We start from the raw sequence: 17252 nt of genomic DNA, 5'->3' as shown, positions 1-17252 counted from the left end.
CTCATCCTGGATAATTGCGGAAGACCGTAAAAGCCTTCCTGGGTGGGAATAAAACTATTGATGCCGGCCCCCGTGAACAAATGAGCAATAGTTGATCAGGATGAATCCATTTCACCCATAAGGTGACCCTTTATGTTTGCCAACCTGCCGCTGACCGCTTTGCGCGCCTTCGAATCGGCGTCCCGGCTCCTGAGTTTCAAGGCCGCCGCCGAGGAACTGTCGGTTACGCCCACGGCGATTTCCCACCAGATCCGCTCCCTGGAAAGCTGGCTGGGCGTGCCGCTGTTCCAGCGCCTGCCGCGCCAGGTGCGCCTGACCGAATGCGGCGAACGCCTGTTCCACAGCCTGCACGGCGCCTTGCTGGAAGTGGCGCAGAGCGTCGACAGCCTGCGCCCGCAACGCAGCGGCGCGAACCTGATGATCTCCACCACGCCGGCCTTCGCCGCGCTGTGGCTGGTGCCGCGCCTGGGGCGTTTTTATGCCCGGTACCCGAACATCAACCTGCGCCTGGACACCAATTGCGAGGTCATCGACCTGCAGCAGGATGCGAGTGTCGACCTGGTGATCCGCTACAGCCTGGACAACTACCCGAATCTCTACGGGCTGTGCCTGTTCGATGAGTGCTTCGCGGTCTACGGCTCGCCGGAGCAGGTGGCCCAGGCCCACCAGCAAACGCCGACGCTGATCAGCGTGCGCTGGCACAACTCCAAGCTCTACGCCCATGGCTGGGAGGCCTGGTGCGACAAGGCGCAGGAAAGCTGGATGCAGGACCGCCCGGTGTTTCGCGAATACGACGAGGAACACTACGCCCTGCAAGCGGCCATCGCCGGCCAGGGCCTGGTGCTGGCCAGCAATATCCTGGTGTCGGAAAGCGTGGGCAGCGGCCTGCTGGTGCCCTATCGCCCCGAGATCCATGTCGACGGCGCGGGCTACAGCGCCTTGTGCGTGCCCGGGCGCGAACGGCATCCGCCGGTGCGGGCGTTTTTCCAGTGGCTGCGCGAAGAAGCCCAGGCGGCCGGGCATCCGATGCTCGCCGCTGGCTGATGCCCTCCTACGCTGGATGCGTGGGGTCATCCGTCCCCGTAGGAGCGAGGCTTGCCCGCGATCCAGGCACCGCGGAGTGTCCGTAGTACCGCGTTATCGTTCATCGCGAGCAATCGAGCGTCGACCGGCTGCTCCTGCGAGGAAGGCGTTGCTCGCGATAAGGTCGCTCGCTTAACGGGTCGCCTTGACCGCCACCGGCGCCTTGCCCGAGCGCATCTGCTGAAGCAGCGGCGCGCACTGGTTCGGCTCGCCGCCGCTCGGTGCCACCAGCGCCAGCAGCCCGGCCGCCGGCCCGGCGATCACCCCGAGCGCCACCATGCCGGCCCCGCGCAACATCAGCGGCACGGCCTTGACCCCGGCCTCCGGCTTGATGAACTTACCTTGCACATAGAGCGGCGAACGCAGGGAGAACAGGCGCAGGCCCTTGGATTCCGGGGTGATGGTCAGGTCCAACCGCTCGCTGGCCATGTTCGCGGTGCCGTCGATGTAGATGATCGCGTTCTCGGTATCGAACACGAACAGGCGACTGGTGGCCAGGCCGGTCTTGATGCCGAAGTCGGCGGCGGCGCAATTGATCTTCACTTCCTTGTCGCCAAACATCTTGCCGATCACATAGTTGCCGACGTTGAGCCCGGCGATCTCCATCAGGCTGCGGCTGATGGCGCCGTCGTTGATCAGCATCTTCAGCTCGCCGTTGGCGCTGCCGAGCAGGGCCGCCACCGAATTGCCGCGCCCGGCGATATCGGCATCGCCGTTGAGTTCGCCGAAGCTGGTTTTCATCGGCTCGAAGGTCGGGAACAGCTGCTTGAGCTTGAAGTTGCGCGCGGTCAGCTTGGCTCGGCCTTCCAGCGGCGTGGCCTGGCCGTTGAGGCGAATCTGCGCGTCCAGCTTGCCGCCGGCCACGCCGAAACGCAGCGGCTCCAGGCTCAGGCGCCCGTCGTCGAGCACCAGGTGGGTGTACAGGTCGGTGAAGGGTAAATCGGCGCTGTGGACGATGCGCTTGCCGGTGAATTCGACATCGGCGTCCATGTCACGCCAGCGCTCGGTGCGGAACTCTTCCACCGGCAGCACCTTGTCCGCCGGCTGCTTGCTGTCGCCGCCACGGGCCTTCTGCTCGGCGTTGGAGTCGGCGCCGATCAGCGGCGCCAGGTCGCTGAACAGCAACTGATTGGACACCAGCGCGCCACTCAGCTTGGGCCGTGGCTGGCTGGCGACGTAGGTCAAGTTGCCGTGAATGTCGCTGTCGCCGATCTTGCCGTTGAAGTCTTCGTACTGGAACTTCGCCCCGGACGGATCGCGCAGCTGCGCGGTCAGGTGGCCATCGGTGGCATAGGCCGGCGAGTCCGGCAGGGTCACACCGGTCAGCGGGTACAGGTTGCCCAGGCTGGTGCCGGCGAGCTTCATGCGCAAATCCAGAGCGCCGAGGTTCAGCGGGTCGGTCAGGGTGCCGGCCAGTTCGACGCGGGTATCGCCGATCGTGGCCTGGACCTGCAGCGGGAACGGCTTGTTCGCCTCCTGCAGCGCCAACAGGCCGCCGATCTTGCCGGAGCCGGCCAGCGCCTGGCCGTGATACTGCCCCTTGGCCTTGAAGGCAAAGGCATAGGACTGGGGCGCGGAGCCTTTCTCCTCGGCTTTCTTCGCCGCCTTGTCGCCGACGATGTCGCTGAATGGAATCGGCTTGCCCAGCGGATCGACCAGCAGGTCGAGGCGGGTTTTCAGGTTTTGGTCATTGAGGGTGATATGCCCTTTGTCGAAGCCGATGGCGCCGATATCCACCACCCAGTTGGAGGGTTCGGCGTTCGGGTCTTTCGGGTCGAACTGGAAAGTCCAGTTGGCGCGGCCGTCGGCCAGGCGCTCGAGGGCGGCATTCGGCTCGGTGAGGTCGATACGCGGAATGCGCACGCGCTGCGCCAGCAATGCCAGGGGTGAAATACGCAATTCGACGCGCTTGAGGCTGACCATCTGCGGCGCCTTGGACCACTCGGGGTTGCCCAGGGTCAGGTCTTCGGCCACCACATGCGGCCACGGCACCCAGGCCCGCCAGCCGCCTTCGTCGGGCTCGCGCTGCCAGATCACCGCCAGGTTGCCGTTGATGGCGAAGGGGCGATGCAGCTCTTCGGAGACTTTGGCATTGAGTGGCGGCTTGATCCGGTTCCAATCGAAGAACGCGATGATCAGTACCAGCACGGCCAGCAGCAGGAAAAGGCTACCGACTGTCCAGGCGAGAATTTTACGGGTGCGCGTCATGCACAGGGCTCCTGACTACTGACGGGCGCCTGGATGGCGACGCCCTCATGAACTGCCGGGGTTGAAATCCACCGGTCATGAAAACTAGGACTGACAAACGGCCCGCAGGTTTAACCCAAAGCCGCGAATCAGACACACAAGCACGGATTTTTCTGACCGAAGCGCCAGCTTGGCGTTACCGCCGCCGCACTTTTGCGAGGCGCAGATGGGTCGAAAATACCCACCCCGGTGCAAAACCCTTCTTCGAAAAGGCCCGTTCTAGAGCCCTCGGGCCGAACAATCAATTCTGTTGATTATTACCATTGTCTTTATGAACTTTTATATCGAATTAGCGCGCGTAACATTGGCTCCGTACCCACTTTATCGCCCTCCCAAGGAGCAACTCATCATGAAACGCCAATTACTGCTTAGCCTGACCCTCTCGATTCTGGCAGCCAACGCTTTCGCCCTGCCAGCCGCCGAACAGGCTACCCCACAAGTCAAGGCAAGCACCTCGGTATTCACCCAGACTCTGGCTGCCGATGGTGGCGACCGCACTCCACAAGGCCAAACCCTGGCTTCCGATGGCAGCGACCGCACCCCACAAGGCCAGACCCTGGCTTCCGACGGTAGCGACCGCACCCCACAAGGCCAGACCCTGGCTTCCGACGGTAGCGACCGCACTCCACAAGGCCAGACCCTGGCTTCCGATGGCAGCGACCGCACTCCACAAGGCCAGACCCTGGCTGAAGACGGCTTCGATCGCACTCCCCTGGGCCAAGCTGTAGCTGAAGGCGGCCGTGATCGCCTGGAAGAGAAAGGTCTGGTTTAAGACGGCAACGACCGTTTGGCCTAACGCAACCCAGCTGTGAGTCAAGCCTATGATGCCTCTACAGAAAAGCCCGGTCCCTGGATCGGGCTTTGTTTTTTCCTGAACTGCTCCGCTTTTTCTGCGCCCACCGTTCCGATCCAAGCCTCGCCTTCAACCCACCGCCCCCACCAGGTTCGACGCCGGCAAAGTTGATTTGCTAGAGTGCGCCGCTCTTTTGATCAGAAACCAGTCAGCCGATGCTGCCCCGCGCCGAACAGAAACAACAGACTCGCAACGCTCTGATGGACGCTGCCCGCCACCTGATGGAATGCGGCCGCGGATTCGGCAGCCTGAGCCTGCGCGAAGTGGCGAAAACCGCCGGCATAGTGCCGACCGGTTTCTACCGGCATTTCGCCGATATGGACCAGCTCGGCCTGGAGCTGGTCAGCGAAGTCGGCCAGACCTTCCGCGCAACCATCCGCCTGGTGCGCCATAACGAATTTGTCATGGGCGGCATCATCGATGCCTCGGTACGGATCTTTCTCGACGTGGTAGCGGCCAACCGTTCGCAGTTCCTGTTTCTCGCCCGCGAGCAGTACGGCGGTTCGCTGCCGGTGCGCCAGGCGATCGCCAGCCTGCGGGAAAACATCAGCGCCGACCTCGCGGCCGACCTGACCCTGATGCCCAAGCTGCAACACCTGAACATCGCCGACCTGACGGTGATGGCCGACCTGATCGTCAAAAGTGTGTTCGCCACCTTGCCGGACATCATCGACCCGCCTGCCGAAGCCCTGCCCGAGCACCTCACGCCCCAGGCGAAAATCACCCAGCAGCTGCGTTTCATCTTTATCGGCCTCAAGCATTGGCAGGGGCTGGGCAGCACGGAATAAGCCCGCCGCTTCGCTCAACCGCACCACCTCCTCCACCGCCTCACATGCCCGCTATGGCCTGCGCCAGAGCGGCGCTTTGCCGCGCATCAAAAAACAGCACAGCGCACCAAGTCAGTGCTATAAATCAGATCGAACCCTGAATTTGTAACAAAATAAAACAGAAGCCTGCCCCATTTTCAGGCGCTTCCCACCTGTTTCCGATCAGACCGGGCGATTGGCAAGGCACTTGCTCTACACCCTGCATCGCTCATAGCTGGAAGCCTTCCAATGCTGGTGATTCATCGCAGAATCGCGCCGCAACCCGACTGGTCCGCCGAGTTGCACCTGACCTTCGAAGCCCGCAGCAAAAGCCGTTTGCGCTGTTTTAGTGCCGACGGCGAAGACGTCGGGCTGTTTCTGGAGCGTGGCCAGCCGCCGCTGCACGACGGCGAATACCTGCAAGCCGAGGACGGCCGGATCGTGCGGGTCTGCGCGCGTCCGGAAACCCTGCTGCATGTCACCTGCCGCAATGCCTTCGAACTGACCCGCGCCGCCTACCACCTGGGCAACCGCCATGTTGCCCTGCAAGTCGGCGATGGCTGGCTGCGCCTGCTGGACGACTATGTGCTCAAGGCCATGCTCGAACAGCTCGGCGCCAGCACCGAAACCATCGAGGCACCGTTCCAGCCGGAACACGGCGCCTACGGCGGTGGCCACCATCATTCCCGCCACGGCGACGAGGACTTCAACTACGCGCCGCGGCTGCACCAGTTCGGCGTGCGCCCATGAATCCGGCCTGGGCCCTGCTGCGCCTGGCCAGTCCACAGCTGCCGATTGGCGGCTACAGCTATTCCCAGGGCCTGGAAATGGCTGTGGAACAGGCCACCGTCAAGGATCCGCACAGCGCCCGGCGCTGGATCGGCGATCAGTTGCTGCTCAACCTGGCGCGCTTCGAAGCGCCGCTGCTGCTAGCCCATTGTCAGGCGGCCGCCGATGAGGACTGGGCGCAGCTGCTGCAGCTGTGCCAGGAACATCGCGCCAGCCGCGAAACCCGCGAGCTGCACCAGGAAAGCCGGCAGATGGGTTACTCCCTGCAACAGTTGCTGAACGGCCTGCCCGAGCTGGATGTGCCGGCCCGCGCCTTTCTCGAGCAGATCGCCGAGCCGCACCTGGCCCTGGGCTGGGCCCTGGCCGCGCGCGCCTGGCGCATCAGCCCCCAGGACGCCCTGGCCGCATGGCTGTGGAGCTGGCTGGAAAACCAGCTGGCGGTGCTGATGAAAACCCTGCCCCTGGGCCAGCAGGCCGCCCAGCGCCTGACCAGCGAACTGCTGCCGCTGTTGCAACAGGCCCAGAGCCATGCCTCGAGCCTCGACCCCGAACATTACGGCAGCGCCGCCTTCGGCCTGTCCCTGGCGTGCATGGCCCATGAGCGCCAGTACAGCCGCCTGTTCCGTTCATAAGTCCTTTTATTTTGGTGCCTTTATTTTGGAGAGCCGCATGAACACACAACCTCTGCGCGTCGGCATCGGCGGCCCGGTGGGCTCCGGCAAGACCGCCCTGACCCTGGCCCTGTGCCTGGCCCTGCGCGAACGCTACAACCTGGCGGTGGTGACCAACGATATCTACACCCGCGAAGACGCCGACTTCCTGGTGCGCAACGAGGCCCTGGCGCCCGAGCGCATCATCGGTGTGGAAACCGGTGGCTGCCCGCACACGGCGATTCGCGAAGACGCCTCGATCAACCTCGAAGCGGTGGATCAATTGAATCGGCGTTTTCCCGGCCTCGACCTGATTCTGGTGGAGTCCGGCGGCGACAACCTGTCGGCGACCTTCAGCCCGGAACTGTCCGACCTGACCATCTACGTGATCGACGTGTCGGCGGGCGACAAGCTGCCGCGCAAAGGCGGCCCGGGCATCTGCAAGTCCGACCTGCTGGTGATCAACAAGATCGACCTGGCGCCCCTGGTTGGCGCGTCGCTGGAGATGATGGACGGCGATACCCGGCGCATGCGCGGCGGCAAGCCGTTCGTCTTCAGCAATCAGAAGACGGGCCAGGGCCTGGAGGAAATCATCGCCTTTATCGAACGCCAGGGACTGCTGACCGCGGCCTGATCGCACTTTTCAAACTGCTCAACAAGGAAGCCTGCCCATGACCCTCAAACGCATTTTCGGCACCCTCGCCCTGCTGCTGACTCCCGCCCTGGCCTTCGCGCACCCGGGCCACGGCGACAACGGCCTGATCGCCGGTATCAGCCACCCGATCGGCGGCCTCGACCACTTGCTGGCGATGGTTGCGGTCGGCCTGTGGGCCGCGCAGCAACAAGGCGCGGCGCGCTGGGCACTGCCCTGCACCTTCGTCGGCACCATGCTGATCGGCGGCGTGCTGGGTTTTGAAGGGATGAACCTGCCGGCCCTGGAAAGCGGGATCGCCGCGTCGGTCCTGGCCCTCGGCCTGGCCGTGGCCCTGGCGGTGCGCCCGCCGCTGAGCCTGGCGGTGGCCGCCACCGCGCTGTTCGCCCTGTTCCACGGTGTGGCCCACGGCCTGGAACTGCCGGACATGTCCAGCCCCTGGACCTATGCCGCTGGCTTCGTCGCCGCCACCGCGGCACTGCACGCGGCTGGTTACGCCGTGGTACGGGTCCTGCCACAAGCCGCCGCGCCGCTGGTGCGCCTGGCGGGTGCGGCGTCGGCCGCTACCGGCGCCTGGTTGCTGGCAGGCTGAAACGGCCCCTAGTAGGAGCAAGGCTTGCCCGCGATGCGTTCTTGGAGACAGACCGCATCGCCTGCATCGCGAGCAAGCTTCGCTCCTACAACCAAACGTCCACCCCCGCGTACCACGATCCCCGGGGCCTTCTCTGCTACCATGTCGCGCATTCCACCCTGCCGTGACGACGCCAGCCAATGCCCGATGTTTCCAGCCCCACTTCCCCGCCTGAATCGACCGCTCTGTTCAAGGCCGTGCAGCAGCATTTCCACACCGTGATCGTGCCGCTCTGGCAGGGGCCGGGCTGGAATCCGGAGCTGGCGCTGCCCTTCGAGGCGCTGGACGCCGAGCATGCCCCGCTGCCGCCGCAACGTTATCGGGCCATGGCCTGCGCCCGGCAGCTGTACCTGTTTTCCAGCCTGATCGGCGATGGCCGCACGCCGCTTGCCGAAGCGCGCGCCGCTGCGCTGTTCCGCTCCCTGCAACGGCACTTCCACGACGCCGAGCATGGTGGCTGGTTCTACAGCATCGATGCCCAGGGCGCGCCGCTGGACAGGCGCAAGGACCTCTACACCCACGCCTTCATCATCTTTGCCTGCGCCCATTACTGGGCCAAGGTCCGCGAGCCGCTGGTGGAGTCGGTGCTCAATGCCGCGCTGAAAGTGGTGGCCGAGCGCTTTGCCAGCAGCGATGGCCTGTACGAGGCGGTCCTCGCCGAGGACTGGTCGTCCCTGGCGTCCGGCCCCTTGCAAAACCCGCTGATGCACCTGGCCGAAGCCTTCCTCGCCACCCTGGCCGTGCGTGACGACGCCGCCGTGCAAGGCGCATTGCTGGCCCTGTGCGAGGCCATACAGCAGCGCTTCATCGAGCCGCAGCATGGGCTGATGATGGAGAAACCCCTGGGAGCTGTGGATAACTGGTTCGAGCCGGGGCACCAGTTCGAATGGTTCTTCCTGCTGCAGTCCTCGGCCCTGCTGCGTGGCTGCCCGTTGCACGCCTCGCTGGTGCGAGCCTTCGCCTATGCCGAGCACGTCGGTGTGGATAACCACAGCGGTGCGGTGAGCGGGATGTTGAGTGTCGAGGGCAGCGTGCTCGACCCGACCCAGCGCATCTGGGCCCAGGCCGAATACCTGCGCGCCCTGACCTTGCGCCAGGACAGCGCCGAACGCCTGCAACGCCAGTTGCTGGCGCTGCAAAAACACTTCCTGCATGCCAAAGGCTGGAACGAATGCCTGGACGCCCATGGCGTGCTCAGCCGCCGGGACATGCCGTCGACCACGCCTTATCACCTGGCGACCTGCTACCTCGGTTTGGCTGAATACTTCGGCTGACCTTCAGTACGCTATCGCGAGCAAGCTTCGCTCCTACAGAGAAACGCGAAGCTTGCTCGCGATTGAGCGCCTGCGCTCAGGAAGGCCTCAGGCAATCCACTTGCGATCCCCGGTGAAGCTGATGGTCAGCCAGCGCGCGGCATCCGCCTTGCCGAGCTGTGTGGATATCTCCTCGCGCAGCTTGTCCAGCGTCGCCACGCCCTGCAACGGATAGTCCGCCGGCAGCACGATGTGAATCTCGATGAACCGCGCCCGTCCGTGCTTCTGCACATACGAGACGTAGTCGGCAAAGCCGTGCTCGACTTTCGCCTCGTCCATCACTTGGCGAACCTTGTCATCCAGTTGGTCCGGGACAATTCCCAGTACATCGCGTAACGCCGGCTTGAGAATATTGAAGGCCGGCGCCAGCATGCTCAGGGCCAGCAGGATCAGGATTGACGGGTCGACGTAAGCGGCCCACTGGCCATACCCCTGGGTCTTGAGCAGCAACGCGATGAGAAAGCTCACCAGCAAGCCGACCGAGAGCATCGCGTCCACCAGCCAGCTGACGTTGTCGAACTGGATCAACGAGGATTTCAACGTGCGATTGCGATAACGGACGTAGAAGAAATAGGCGAAGCAGACGACGCTAAGCACCGTCGCAAAAGGAATCACCAGGCCCAGTTCGATCTCGCGGCCACCGTTGATGATGCCGAACATGCCGCTGAGAAAGGCGTAGATCGCAATCAGCAGCAAAAAGCTGCCTTCTATCAGCAGCACCATGGGCTCCAGGTGCCAGAAGCCGAACTGAAAGCGCTGGTTACTTTCCTTGGCGATCAGCTTGGCGGTGATCAGCATCAGGACCTTGATGACGGTCGCGATCAGCGAAAAAAAACCATCGAACAGAATCGATTGGGAACCGGAAAAAAAACCCGTGACGATCGCGGCGATCGCCACGGCGAACATCAGGATGGTCGATTGTTTGAGCAGTACCTGCTCACCTCGGTTACTCACATTTCCTCCTCGAGAACCTTTGAAATCGCAGCCTTGATGCAGGCCGCGGTGGGTTGCGGAGCGGGAGTCTACCTTGTGCGGGCTGATTCGGGCCTGAACGACTGTGTTGCCAAACGCATCGGCAGGTGAGGTGTTGCAGTGTAGAACGCAATCGCGGGCAAGCCTCGCTCCTACAGAAATCGCGCCTGTAGGAGCGAGCGGGCGGCGATCCAACTTGCCCGCGATCCACCGCGACGCGGTCTCAGCCCTTGGCGTTGCGCTCGATGGCGAAACCGGCCCAGGTCTGGCTCACCGGCATCAGCTCCAGGCTGTTGATATTGACGTGGGCCGGGGTGTTGAGCACCCAGAAGATGGTGTCGGCGATGTCCTGCGGCTGGATCGGCTCGGCACCGGCGTAGGTGGCGTCATAACGCTCCTGGTCGCCTTTGAAGCGCACCAGCGAGAACTCGCTTTCGCACAGGCCCGGCTCGATGTTGGTCACCCGCACACCGGTGCCTTGCAGGTCGCAACGCAGGTTCAGGGAGAACTGTTTGACGAACGCCTTGCTTGCGCCATACACGTGGCTGCCCGGATAGGGGTAGTTGCCGGCGATGGAACCGAGGTTGACGATGCCGGCGCCGCGGCCATGGGCGATCAGCCGTGGTAGCAGCAGGCGGGTGCTGTACATCAGGCCCTTGATGTTGGTGTCGACCATGGTGTCCCAGTCGTCCAGGTCGCACTTGGGCGCCGGGTCGACCCCCAGGGCCAGGCCGGCGTTGTTGATCAGCCCGCGCAGCTTGGCAAAGGACGGCGGCAGGTTGGCGATCGCTTCTTCCATGGCCTTGCGGTCCCGCACATCGAGCACCAGGCCATGCACTTCGGTCTGCTTCGACAGTTCGGCGCACAGGGCGTCGAGACGCTCCTCGCGGCGCCCGGTCAGCACCAGCGACCAGCCGGCCTCGGCAAAACGACGGGCACAGGCTTCGCCAAAACCGGAGGTCGCGCCGGTAATAAACAGGGTGGAAGTCATGGTGTTCTCCTTGCTGGGCGTCGAACCGCCGTGGAAATGAAAAATCGTTTCGCAGCATGCCCGGCCTGAATCGCAGCGGCAACCGAGTGTTGCTCATGGGCAGAATGAACGACCTTCGCTTAGTGGAAAATCTCTGTCATCGCCCAGTGACTGTACAAAAAACAACCAACCACCGCCAAGCCAGGCAGGTCGTGGCCCGCAGCCATATGCACGCACCTTATCCACAGGACGCTCCACAGTCTTTGGGGGCAAGTGCAAAAGTCTGCAAGCCGCTATCCACAGGGGCTGCAGGCGGTTTTAGAAAGTTTTTTGCTTGACCCGGGCATGGCGTCCATGCAGCCCCGGCCGACGAAGGCGACCGGGCGGTCAGGCGAGGGATGGCTTCAAGCCAGTAACGACGCTGCCTGGACGAGTCTTTCCAGAGTTTAATCACAGACTTATCCACAGGCTTATCCAGGGTGTTTTCGCCCTTTGCCTGCGACAATAAAAAGGTTGACAACGGCTGCTCGAGGTCCGGCAAAAATGCCTGATCAAAAAACGATCACACGCCTGTAGGCCACGCCGATCAAGGCGTCCAGCCAGCTACTCCCACGTTACCCACAGCCAGTTCCACAGCAAACGGGGACAAGTCAAAACCGTGGCAAAACAACTATTTGCAGCGTCTTTATGCCGCGCTTTGCCAGCTTGCGCAGAATGTTTTCCACAATTTGCGGTTTCTGCTGTGGACAAGGTCATCCGCAGCCGCCGGCTTCTGTAGGAGCGGCCGGTCGACGCTCGATTGCCCGCGATCAGCTCACCGCGTGAGTTCGGTACACCGCGTTATCGTTCATCGCGGGCAAGCCTCGCTCCTACAGGACGGGGTGTGGATAAAAAATGCCCCGCCGGAATAAACCGGCGGGGCATGTTTCAGCCAGCGCAAACAGGCTCAGTGACCGCCCAGATACGCGTTGCGCACCTCCTCGTTGACCAGCAGTTCCTTGCCGGTGCCGCTCAGGCGGATCTCGCCGTTGACCATCACATAGGCCCGGTCCGACAGTTTCAGCGCGTGGTTGGCGTTCTGCTCGACCAGGAAGATGGTCATGCCGGTGGCGGCCAGCTCGCGCAGGGTGGCGAAGATCTGCTTCACCACGATCGGCGCCAGCCCCAGGCTCGGTTCGTCCAGCAACAGCAGCTTGGGACGGCTCATCAGCGCACGGGCGATGGCGAGCATCTGCTGCTCGCCGCCGGACATGGTCATGGCCCGCTGGGTCCGACGTTCCTTGAGCCGCGGGAACAGTTCGAACATGCGCTGCATGTCTTCGGTGGCGTACTTGTCGCCGATGGGGATAGTGCCCATCAGCAGGTTCTCTTCCACCGTCATGTCCGGAAACACCCGGCGCCCTTCCGGCGACTGGGCGATGCCGTTGGAGGCGATGTAGTGCGAGGACTTGTGGGTGATGTCCACCCCGCGATAGATGATCTGCCCGGACTCGGCCCGCGGCTGGCCGAAAATCGACATCAGCAGCGTGGACTTGCCGGCACCGTTGGAGCCGATCAGGCTCACGGTTTCACCTTCGTTGATGTGCAACGAGACTTTCTTCAGGGCCTGGATCGGCCCGTAGTACACGTCCAGGTCCTTGAGTTCGAGGATAGGTGCAGTCGTCATACCAGCTCCTCTTCGTCCGCACCCAGGTAGGCGGCAATCACTTTCGGGTCGTTGCGGATCGCTTCGGGCCCGCCCTCGGCGATCACGTTGCCGTGGTCGAGCACCACGATATGGTCGGAAATACTCATCACCATGCCCATGTCATGTTCAATCAGCACCACGGTCAGGTCGTGCTCGTCGCGCAGCAGCCGGATCATCGCACTGAGCGCTTCGGTTTCCTGGGGGTTGAGGCCAGCAGCCGGTTCGTCGAGGCAGATGATCTGCGGCCGGGTGCACATGGCGCGGGCGATTTCCAGGCGGCGTTGCTGGCCGTAGGACAACTCGCCGGCCAGGCGGTTGGCGCAGTCCACCAGGTCCACCACTTCCAGCCAGTAGAAGGCGTGGTCCAGGGCATCGCTTTCCGCTTTCCGGTAACCCTTGGTGTTGAGGATGCCGGACAGCAGGTTGCGGTTGACCCACATGTGCTGGGCCACCAGAAGGTTCTCCAGCACCGACATTTCCCTGAACAGGCGAATGTTCTGGAAGGTCCGCGCCAGGCCCGCCCGATTCACCAGGTGGGTGCCGCCGAACATCTTGTAGAACAGCCGGCTGGCAAAGCGCTTGGGCGACACGAAGTCGGTCACCCGGAACGGCTCGCCCAGCAGCTTGATGACGTTGGTCGGCGTACCCCGGGTATTCAGGGCGATGTGCCCGCCCGTGGCTTTGTAGAAACCGGTCAGGCAGTTGAACACCGTGGTCTTGCCCGCGCCGTTGGGGCCGATCAGGGCGAAGATGGCGTTGCGTTTGACCTCCAGGCTGACGTCGCTCAGGGCCTTGATGCCACCGAAGTGCATCATCAGGTTCTCTACCTTCAGGATCACTTCATCGCTCATGATGCGCTCCTCTCGGTCAGGGCACCCTTGCGCGGGGTCACGCCGGTGCGGCTGATACGAATCAGGCCCCGGGGTCGCCAGATCATCATCAACACCATGAGGATGCCGAACAGCAGCACCCGGTATTCGGAGAAGCTGCGCAGCAACTCCGGCGCCACGGTCAGCACGAACGCCGCGATCACCACGCCCACGGTCGACCCCATGCCGCCCAGGACCACGATGGCCAGGATCAGCGCCGACTCGAAGAAGGTGAAGGACGAGGGGTTCACGAAACCCTGGTAGCTGGCGAAGAACACCCCGGCCAGGCCCGCGGTAGAAGCACCGATAGTGAAGGCCGAGAGTTTCACCAGCACGTGGTTCAGGCCCATGGCGCGGCAGGCGATCTCGTCTTCGCGCAGTGCTTCCCAGGCCCGGCCGACCGGCATGCGGGTCAACCGGTGCTTGATGTAGAGCACCAGCAGCACCACGATGAACAGCACGATGTAGATGAACAGGAACTTCAGGTTGGGGTTGTATTCCAGGCCGAAGAACTCGTGGAACGGCACCCCGCCATCCTTCGCCCGCCGTCCGAACTCCAGGCCGAAGATGGTCGGCGACGGCACCGGCATGCCGTTCGGACCGCCGGTGAAGGACAGCCAGTTGTTGAGGATCAGGCGGATGATCTCGCCGAAGCCCAGGGTCACGATGGCCAGGTAGTCACCGTGCATGCGCAACACCGGGAAGCCGAGTATGCACCCTGCCAATGCCGCGGCGAGGGCCGCCAGGGGCAGCACCGTCCAGAAACCCAGGCCCAGGTACTGATAACCCAGCGCCAGGCCGTAGGCACCGATGGCGTAGAACGCCACGTACCCCAGGTCGAGCAGCCCGGCCAGGCCAACCACGATGTTCAGCCCAAGGCCGAGCAGCACGTAGATCAGGCCGAGGATGACCACGGTCAACAGGTACTTGTTGGCGAAGAACGGGAAGACGATGGCGATCACGATCAGCGCCGGGATGATCCAGCGCAGCCGCGACTTGTAGTCCGGCGCCCGCACATGCACACCGGAGCCGCTGCTTTCGAAGCCCTGGAGGATCTTCAGGCCCTTGGGCGTCTGCAGGAACAGGCTCAAGGCGAAGCGGCCGATCATCACGATCGCCACCAGCCAGCCGACGCGGGCCGGTTGCAGGTTGAAGCTGTAGCCCTCGAGTACCACACCCACGATAGGACCGAACACGATCAGCGAGATCAGCCCGGCCAGCACGGCGTCGATGACGCTCTTTTTGATATCAATCGGTTTATTGGCAGCAGACATACTTATACCTTCGCCACGAGTGGGCGACCCAGCAGGCCTTGGGGACGGAAAATCAGAATCAGCACTAGCAGCGAGAAACTGAACACGTCTTTATAGTCGGAGTTGATCAGACCAGAGAACAGCGACTCGGAGATCCCGAGGATGATCCCGCCGAGCATCGCGCCCGGCAGCGAACCGATGCCGCCGAGTACCGCCGCGGTGAACGCCTTGATGCCGATGACGAAGCCGGCATAGAAGTCGAACGTGCCGTAGTTCATGGTGATCAGTACGCCCGCCAGCGCAGCCATGGCGGCGCCGATGATGAACACGTAGGAAATCACCCGGTCGGTGTTGATCCCGAGGATCGAGGCCATCTTGCGGTCTTGCTGGGTGGCGCGGCACATGCGGCCGAGCTTGGTGTACTTGATGATGTAGGTGAGCAACGCCATGCCGGCGAATGCCGCCACCAGGATGAAGATCTTGGTGTAGGTGAGCTGGACGAAACCGGTGCCGATATCGACCTTCCAGGCGCCGGCCAGCAGCGTCGGTACACCTTGTTGCTTGGCGCCCTGGCTGATCTGCGCGTAGTTCTGCAGGATCAGCGAGATACCGATGGCGCTGATCAGCGGCGCCAGGCGGGTGGAGTTACGCAGGGGTTTGTAGGCGACGCGCTCGATGACCCAGCCATAGATCCCCGTCACGACGACGGTGAAGACCAGGGTACCGAGAATGAGCAGCGGGAAGGATTCGATGCCGAAGTAGGCCAGCAGAGCCAGACTGATTGCCGCGAGGTAAGCGGAAATCATATAAACCTCGCCGTGGGCGAAGTTGATCATGCCAATGATGCCATAGACCATTGTGTAGCCGATGGCGATCAGACCATAGACAGACCCGAGGGTCAGTCCATTGATCAGTTGCTGCAGGAAAATACCATCCATAACGCAATCTCACGCATTTGAGAGACTGCACACAGCGGATACGACGGCCTGGGGTTCAACCACCCGCGCAACACGACAGTTGTGCAGCTCTACGAGAAAAGACAGGTACTGCACGGACACGCATGCAGCAGGCCTGCGCCCTCCCCTGGAGGAAGGGCCGGCCTGCCCGGACGCTCATGTCACTTCTGTTTTTCCAGCTGGTGGTATTTGCCGTCCTTGTCCCACTGGTAAACCACGTAGTCGGAGACTTTCAGGTCGCCCTTGGCGTCCCAGGTCTTCTCGCCCATCACGGTTTTCACCGGGTTGGCCTTGAGCCACTTGGCGGCGTCCTCGCCCTTGTTGGATTTGGCGCCGTTGAAGCCGGCAGCCAGGGCCTGGACCGACGCGTAGGCATACAGGGTATAGCCTTCAGGCTCGGTGCCGGCCTTGCGGAAAGCGTCGACCACGGTCTTGCTGTCCGGCAGCAGGCGCGGGTCGGCGCCGAAGGTCATGTACACACCGTCGACGTACTGCGGGCCGCCAGCGGTGGTCACCAGTTCGTCGGTGACGATACCGTCGTCGGACATGAACTTGACGTCTTTCAAGCCCTGCTCGCGCAGCTGGCGGACCAGCGGGCCGGCTTCCGGGTGCAGGCCGCCGAAGTAGACGACATCGGCACCGGCGGCACGGATCTTGGTGACCACGGCGCTGAAGTCTTTTTCGCCACGGGTCAGGCCTTCGTACAGCACAGGCGTTACGCCGCGCTTGGTCAGCTGTGCCTTGGTGGCGTCCGCCAGGCCCTGGCCGTAGGTGTCCTTGTCGTGCAGCACCGCGACTTTCTTGCCCTTGAGCACGTCGACGATGTAGTCGCCGGCGACGATGCCCTGCTGGTCGTCACGCCCGCACATGCGGAACATGGCGGAGAGGCCACGTTCGGTGACCTGCGGGTTGGTGGAGCCCGGGGTGATGGCGATCACGCCAGCTTCGTCGTACACCTCGGAAGCGGGGATGGTGTTGGAGGAGCAGAAGTGCCCGACCACGCCGATCACCTTGTCCTGGTCGACCAGGCGGTTGGCTACGGCCACGGCCTGTTTCGGTTCGCAGGCGTCGTCGCCCTTGACCAGTACGATCTTCTCGCCGTTAACGCCGCCCTTGGCATTGATTTCGTCAGCCGCTGCCTGTGCACCCTTCATGTACTGCTCGCCAAATGCCGCGTTGGCGCCTGTCATGGGACCCGCTACGCCGATCTTGAGGTCGGCCTGAGCAAACGCAGAAACACCCAACGCAGCTGCCACTGCGAGGGCCAGAAAGCCTTTCTTGTAAAACGTCTGGGACATGAGGTGGTGCTCCAAGGTTTTTTTAGTTGGCACTGCGACTTCACCGAATGCTCAGAGCAAGGGCCGTGCCATTGGTTTTTTATTCTGAAAAAAGTCGCTCTTTTATTGTTATTTCGACTGTTTCGAGCCCTTTTTTATTGGGCGTGCAACCGTCTAAACCGCGGAAGGTGAAACCTTACAAAACATCAGGCGCAACCCGCCTGCGCCATCATTGCAACCGCGG

At 62.8% G+C, this 17252-nt stretch carries 16 protein-coding genes; 8 read left to right on the top strand and 8 right to left on the bottom strand.

The genetic code is table 11. The features are described 5' to 3' along the window. Positions 1 to 132: 132 nt before the first annotated feature. Positions 133 to 1044, top strand: coding sequence for a LysR substrate-binding domain-containing protein (locus C4K38_RS03115; protein WP_053277234.1), 912 nt, complete (start codon positions 133 to 135; stop codon positions 1042 to 1044). Between the two features lie 171 nt (positions 1045 to 1215). On the opposite strand, the gene C4K38_RS03110 is transcribed toward C4K38_RS03115, so the two are convergent. Next, entirely contained in the window at positions 1216 to 3291 is a 2076-nt protein-coding gene (locus C4K38_RS03110; RefSeq protein ID WP_053277233.1) for an AsmA family protein, read from the bottom strand. Positions 3292 to 3679: 388 nt separating this feature from the next. Between C4K38_RS03110 and C4K38_RS03105 the strand changes: the two genes are divergently transcribed. The 7 genes from C4K38_RS03105 to C4K38_RS03075 all read left to right on the top strand — a co-directional run bounded on the left by C4K38_RS03105 (position 3680) and on the right by C4K38_RS03075 (position 8985). Next, positions 3680 to 4102 (top strand): hypothetical protein, encoded by a 423-nt coding sequence (locus C4K38_RS03105; protein WP_053277232.1) that lies wholly within the window; start codon positions 3680 to 3682, stop codon positions 4100 to 4102. Positions 4103 to 4338: 236 nt separating this feature from the next. Continuing rightward, the gene (locus C4K38_RS03100; protein ID WP_038582510.1) at positions 4339 to 4971 is read left to right on the top strand and encodes a TetR family transcriptional regulator; all 633 of its coding nucleotides are present in this window, start codon (positions 4339 to 4341) and stop codon (positions 4969 to 4971) included. A gap of 267 nt (positions 4972 to 5238) precedes the next feature. After that, complete coding sequence (gene ureE, locus C4K38_RS03095) at positions 5239 to 5739, top strand: urease accessory protein UreE (protein WP_053277231.1); 501 nt, start codon at positions 5239 to 5241, stop codon at positions 5737 to 5739. Further along, positions 5736 to 6410 carry an urease accessory protein UreF gene (locus C4K38_RS03090; RefSeq protein WP_053277230.1) on the top strand — a complete coding sequence of 225 codons (675 nt, stop codon included), beginning with the start codon at positions 5736 to 5738 and terminating at the stop codon, positions 6408 to 6410. The genes ureE and C4K38_RS03090 overlap by 4 nt, the downstream gene beginning before the upstream one ends. A 37-nt stretch (positions 6411 to 6447) precedes the next feature. Continuing rightward, complete coding sequence (gene ureG / locus C4K38_RS03085; RefSeq protein WP_009046721.1) at positions 6448 to 7062, top strand: urease accessory protein UreG; 615 nt, start codon at positions 6448 to 6450, stop codon at positions 7060 to 7062. Positions 7063 to 7099: 37 nt separating this feature from the next. Continuing rightward, entirely contained in the window at positions 7100 to 7672 is a 573-nt protein-coding gene (locus tag C4K38_RS03080) for a HupE/UreJ family protein (protein WP_053277229.1), read from the top strand. A gap of 179 nt (positions 7673 to 7851) precedes the next feature. Continuing rightward, the gene (locus C4K38_RS03075; RefSeq protein WP_053277228.1) at positions 7852 to 8985 is read left to right on the top strand and encodes an AGE family epimerase/isomerase; all 1134 of its coding nucleotides are present in this window, start codon (positions 7852 to 7854) and stop codon (positions 8983 to 8985) included. Between the two features lie 87 nt (positions 8986 to 9072). Here the strand turns inward: C4K38_RS03075 and C4K38_RS03070 are convergent, their stop codons facing one another. The 7 genes from C4K38_RS03070 to C4K38_RS03035 all read right to left on the bottom strand — a co-directional run bounded on the left by C4K38_RS03070 (position 9073) and on the right by C4K38_RS03035 (position 17029). Continuing rightward, entirely contained in the window at positions 9073 to 9978 is a 906-nt protein-coding gene (locus C4K38_RS03070; protein WP_053277227.1) for a cation diffusion facilitator family transporter, read from the bottom strand. Positions 9979 to 10219: 241 nt separating this feature from the next. After that, complete coding sequence (locus tag C4K38_RS03065; protein ID WP_007925222.1) at positions 10220 to 10987, bottom strand: SDR family oxidoreductase; 768 nt, start codon at positions 10985 to 10987, stop codon at positions 10220 to 10222. Between the two features lie 925 nt (positions 10988 to 11912). Then, positions 11913 to 12632, bottom strand: coding sequence for an ABC transporter ATP-binding protein (locus C4K38_RS03055; protein ID WP_053277226.1), 720 nt, complete (start codon positions 12630 to 12632; stop codon positions 11913 to 11915). After that, on the bottom strand, positions 12629 to 13504 hold the full coding sequence (locus C4K38_RS03050) for an ATP-binding cassette domain-containing protein (RefSeq protein ID WP_053277225.1): 876 nt from the start codon (positions 13502 to 13504) through the stop codon (positions 12629 to 12631). Before C4K38_RS03050 ends, C4K38_RS03055 begins: the two co-directional genes overlap by 4 nt. Next, positions 13501 to 14796 (bottom strand): high-affinity branched-chain amino acid ABC transporter permease LivM, encoded by a 1296-nt coding sequence (livM, locus tag C4K38_RS03045; protein WP_023970243.1) that lies wholly within the window; start codon positions 14794 to 14796, stop codon positions 13501 to 13503. Before livM ends, C4K38_RS03050 begins: the two co-directional genes overlap by 4 nt. Before the next feature lie 2 nt (positions 14797 to 14798). Beyond that, complete coding sequence (locus C4K38_RS03040) at positions 14799 to 15713, bottom strand: ABC transporter permease subunit (RefSeq protein ID WP_053259441.1); 915 nt, start codon at positions 15711 to 15713, stop codon at positions 14799 to 14801. A 179-nt stretch (positions 15714 to 15892) separates the two neighbouring features. Then, a complete protein-coding gene (locus C4K38_RS03035) occupies positions 15893 to 17029 on the bottom strand; it encodes a branched-chain amino acid ABC transporter substrate-binding protein (protein WP_053277224.1) in 1137 nt (378 codons plus the stop codon). Positions 17030 to 17252 lie beyond the last annotated feature (223 nt).

The organism is Pseudomonas chlororaphis subsp. piscium, from assembly GCF_003850345.1.
Lineage (GTDB): Bacteria > Pseudomonadota > Gammaproteobacteria > Pseudomonadales > Pseudomonadaceae > Aquipseudomonas > Aquipseudomonas piscium.
The sequence above is the reverse complement of the archived record's forward strand: the minus strand, read 5'-3'. Positions and strand labels throughout refer to the sequence as shown.

Bases quoted from the DNA above. Each gene is read 5' to 3' on its own strand.
- C4K38_RS03115 (WP_053277234.1), top strand. From the start codon at position 133: ATGTTTGCCAACCTGCCGCTGACCGCTTTGCGCGCCTTCGAATCGGCG.
- C4K38_RS03110 (WP_053277233.1), bottom strand. From the start codon at position 3,291: ATGACGCGCACCCGTAAAATTCTCGCCTGGACAGTCGGTAGCCTTTTC.
- C4K38_RS03105 (WP_053277232.1), top strand. From the start codon at position 3,680: ATGAAACGCCAATTACTGCTTAGCCTGACCCTCTCGATTCTGGCAGCC.
- C4K38_RS03100 (WP_038582510.1), top strand. From the start codon at position 4,339: ATGCTGCCCCGCGCCGAACAGAAACAACAGACTCGCAACGCTCTGATG.
- ureE (WP_053277231.1), top strand. From the start codon at position 5,239: ATGCTGGTGATTCATCGCAGAATCGCGCCGCAACCCGACTGGTCCGCC.
- C4K38_RS03090 (WP_053277230.1), top strand. From the start codon at position 5,736: ATGAATCCGGCCTGGGCCCTGCTGCGCCTGGCCAGTCCACAGCTGCCG.
- ureG (WP_009046721.1), top strand. From the start codon at position 6,448: ATGAACACACAACCTCTGCGCGTCGGCATCGGCGGCCCGGTGGGCTCC.
- C4K38_RS03080 (WP_053277229.1), top strand. From the start codon at position 7,100: ATGACCCTCAAACGCATTTTCGGCACCCTCGCCCTGCTGCTGACTCCC.
- C4K38_RS03075 (WP_053277228.1), top strand. From the start codon at position 7,852: ATGCCCGATGTTTCCAGCCCCACTTCCCCGCCTGAATCGACCGCTCTG.
- C4K38_RS03065 (WP_007925222.1), bottom strand. From the start codon at position 10,987: ATGACTTCCACCCTGTTTATTACCGGCGCGACCTCCGGTTTTGGCGAA.
- C4K38_RS03055 (WP_053277226.1), bottom strand. From the start codon at position 12,632: ATGACGACTGCACCTATCCTCGAACTCAAGGACCTGGACGTGTACTAC.
- C4K38_RS03050 (WP_053277225.1), bottom strand. From the start codon at position 13,504: ATGAGCGATGAAGTGATCCTGAAGGTAGAGAACCTGATGATGCACTTC.
- livM (WP_023970243.1), bottom strand. From the start codon at position 14,796: ATGTCTGCTGCCAATAAACCGATTGATATCAAAAAGAGCGTCATCGAC.
- C4K38_RS03040 (WP_053259441.1), bottom strand. From the start codon at position 15,713: ATGGATGGTATTTTCCTGCAGCAACTGATCAATGGACTGACCCTCGGG.
- C4K38_RS03035 (WP_053277224.1), bottom strand. From the start codon at position 17,029: ATGTCCCAGACGTTTTACAAGAAAGGCTTTCTGGCCCTCGCAGTGGCA.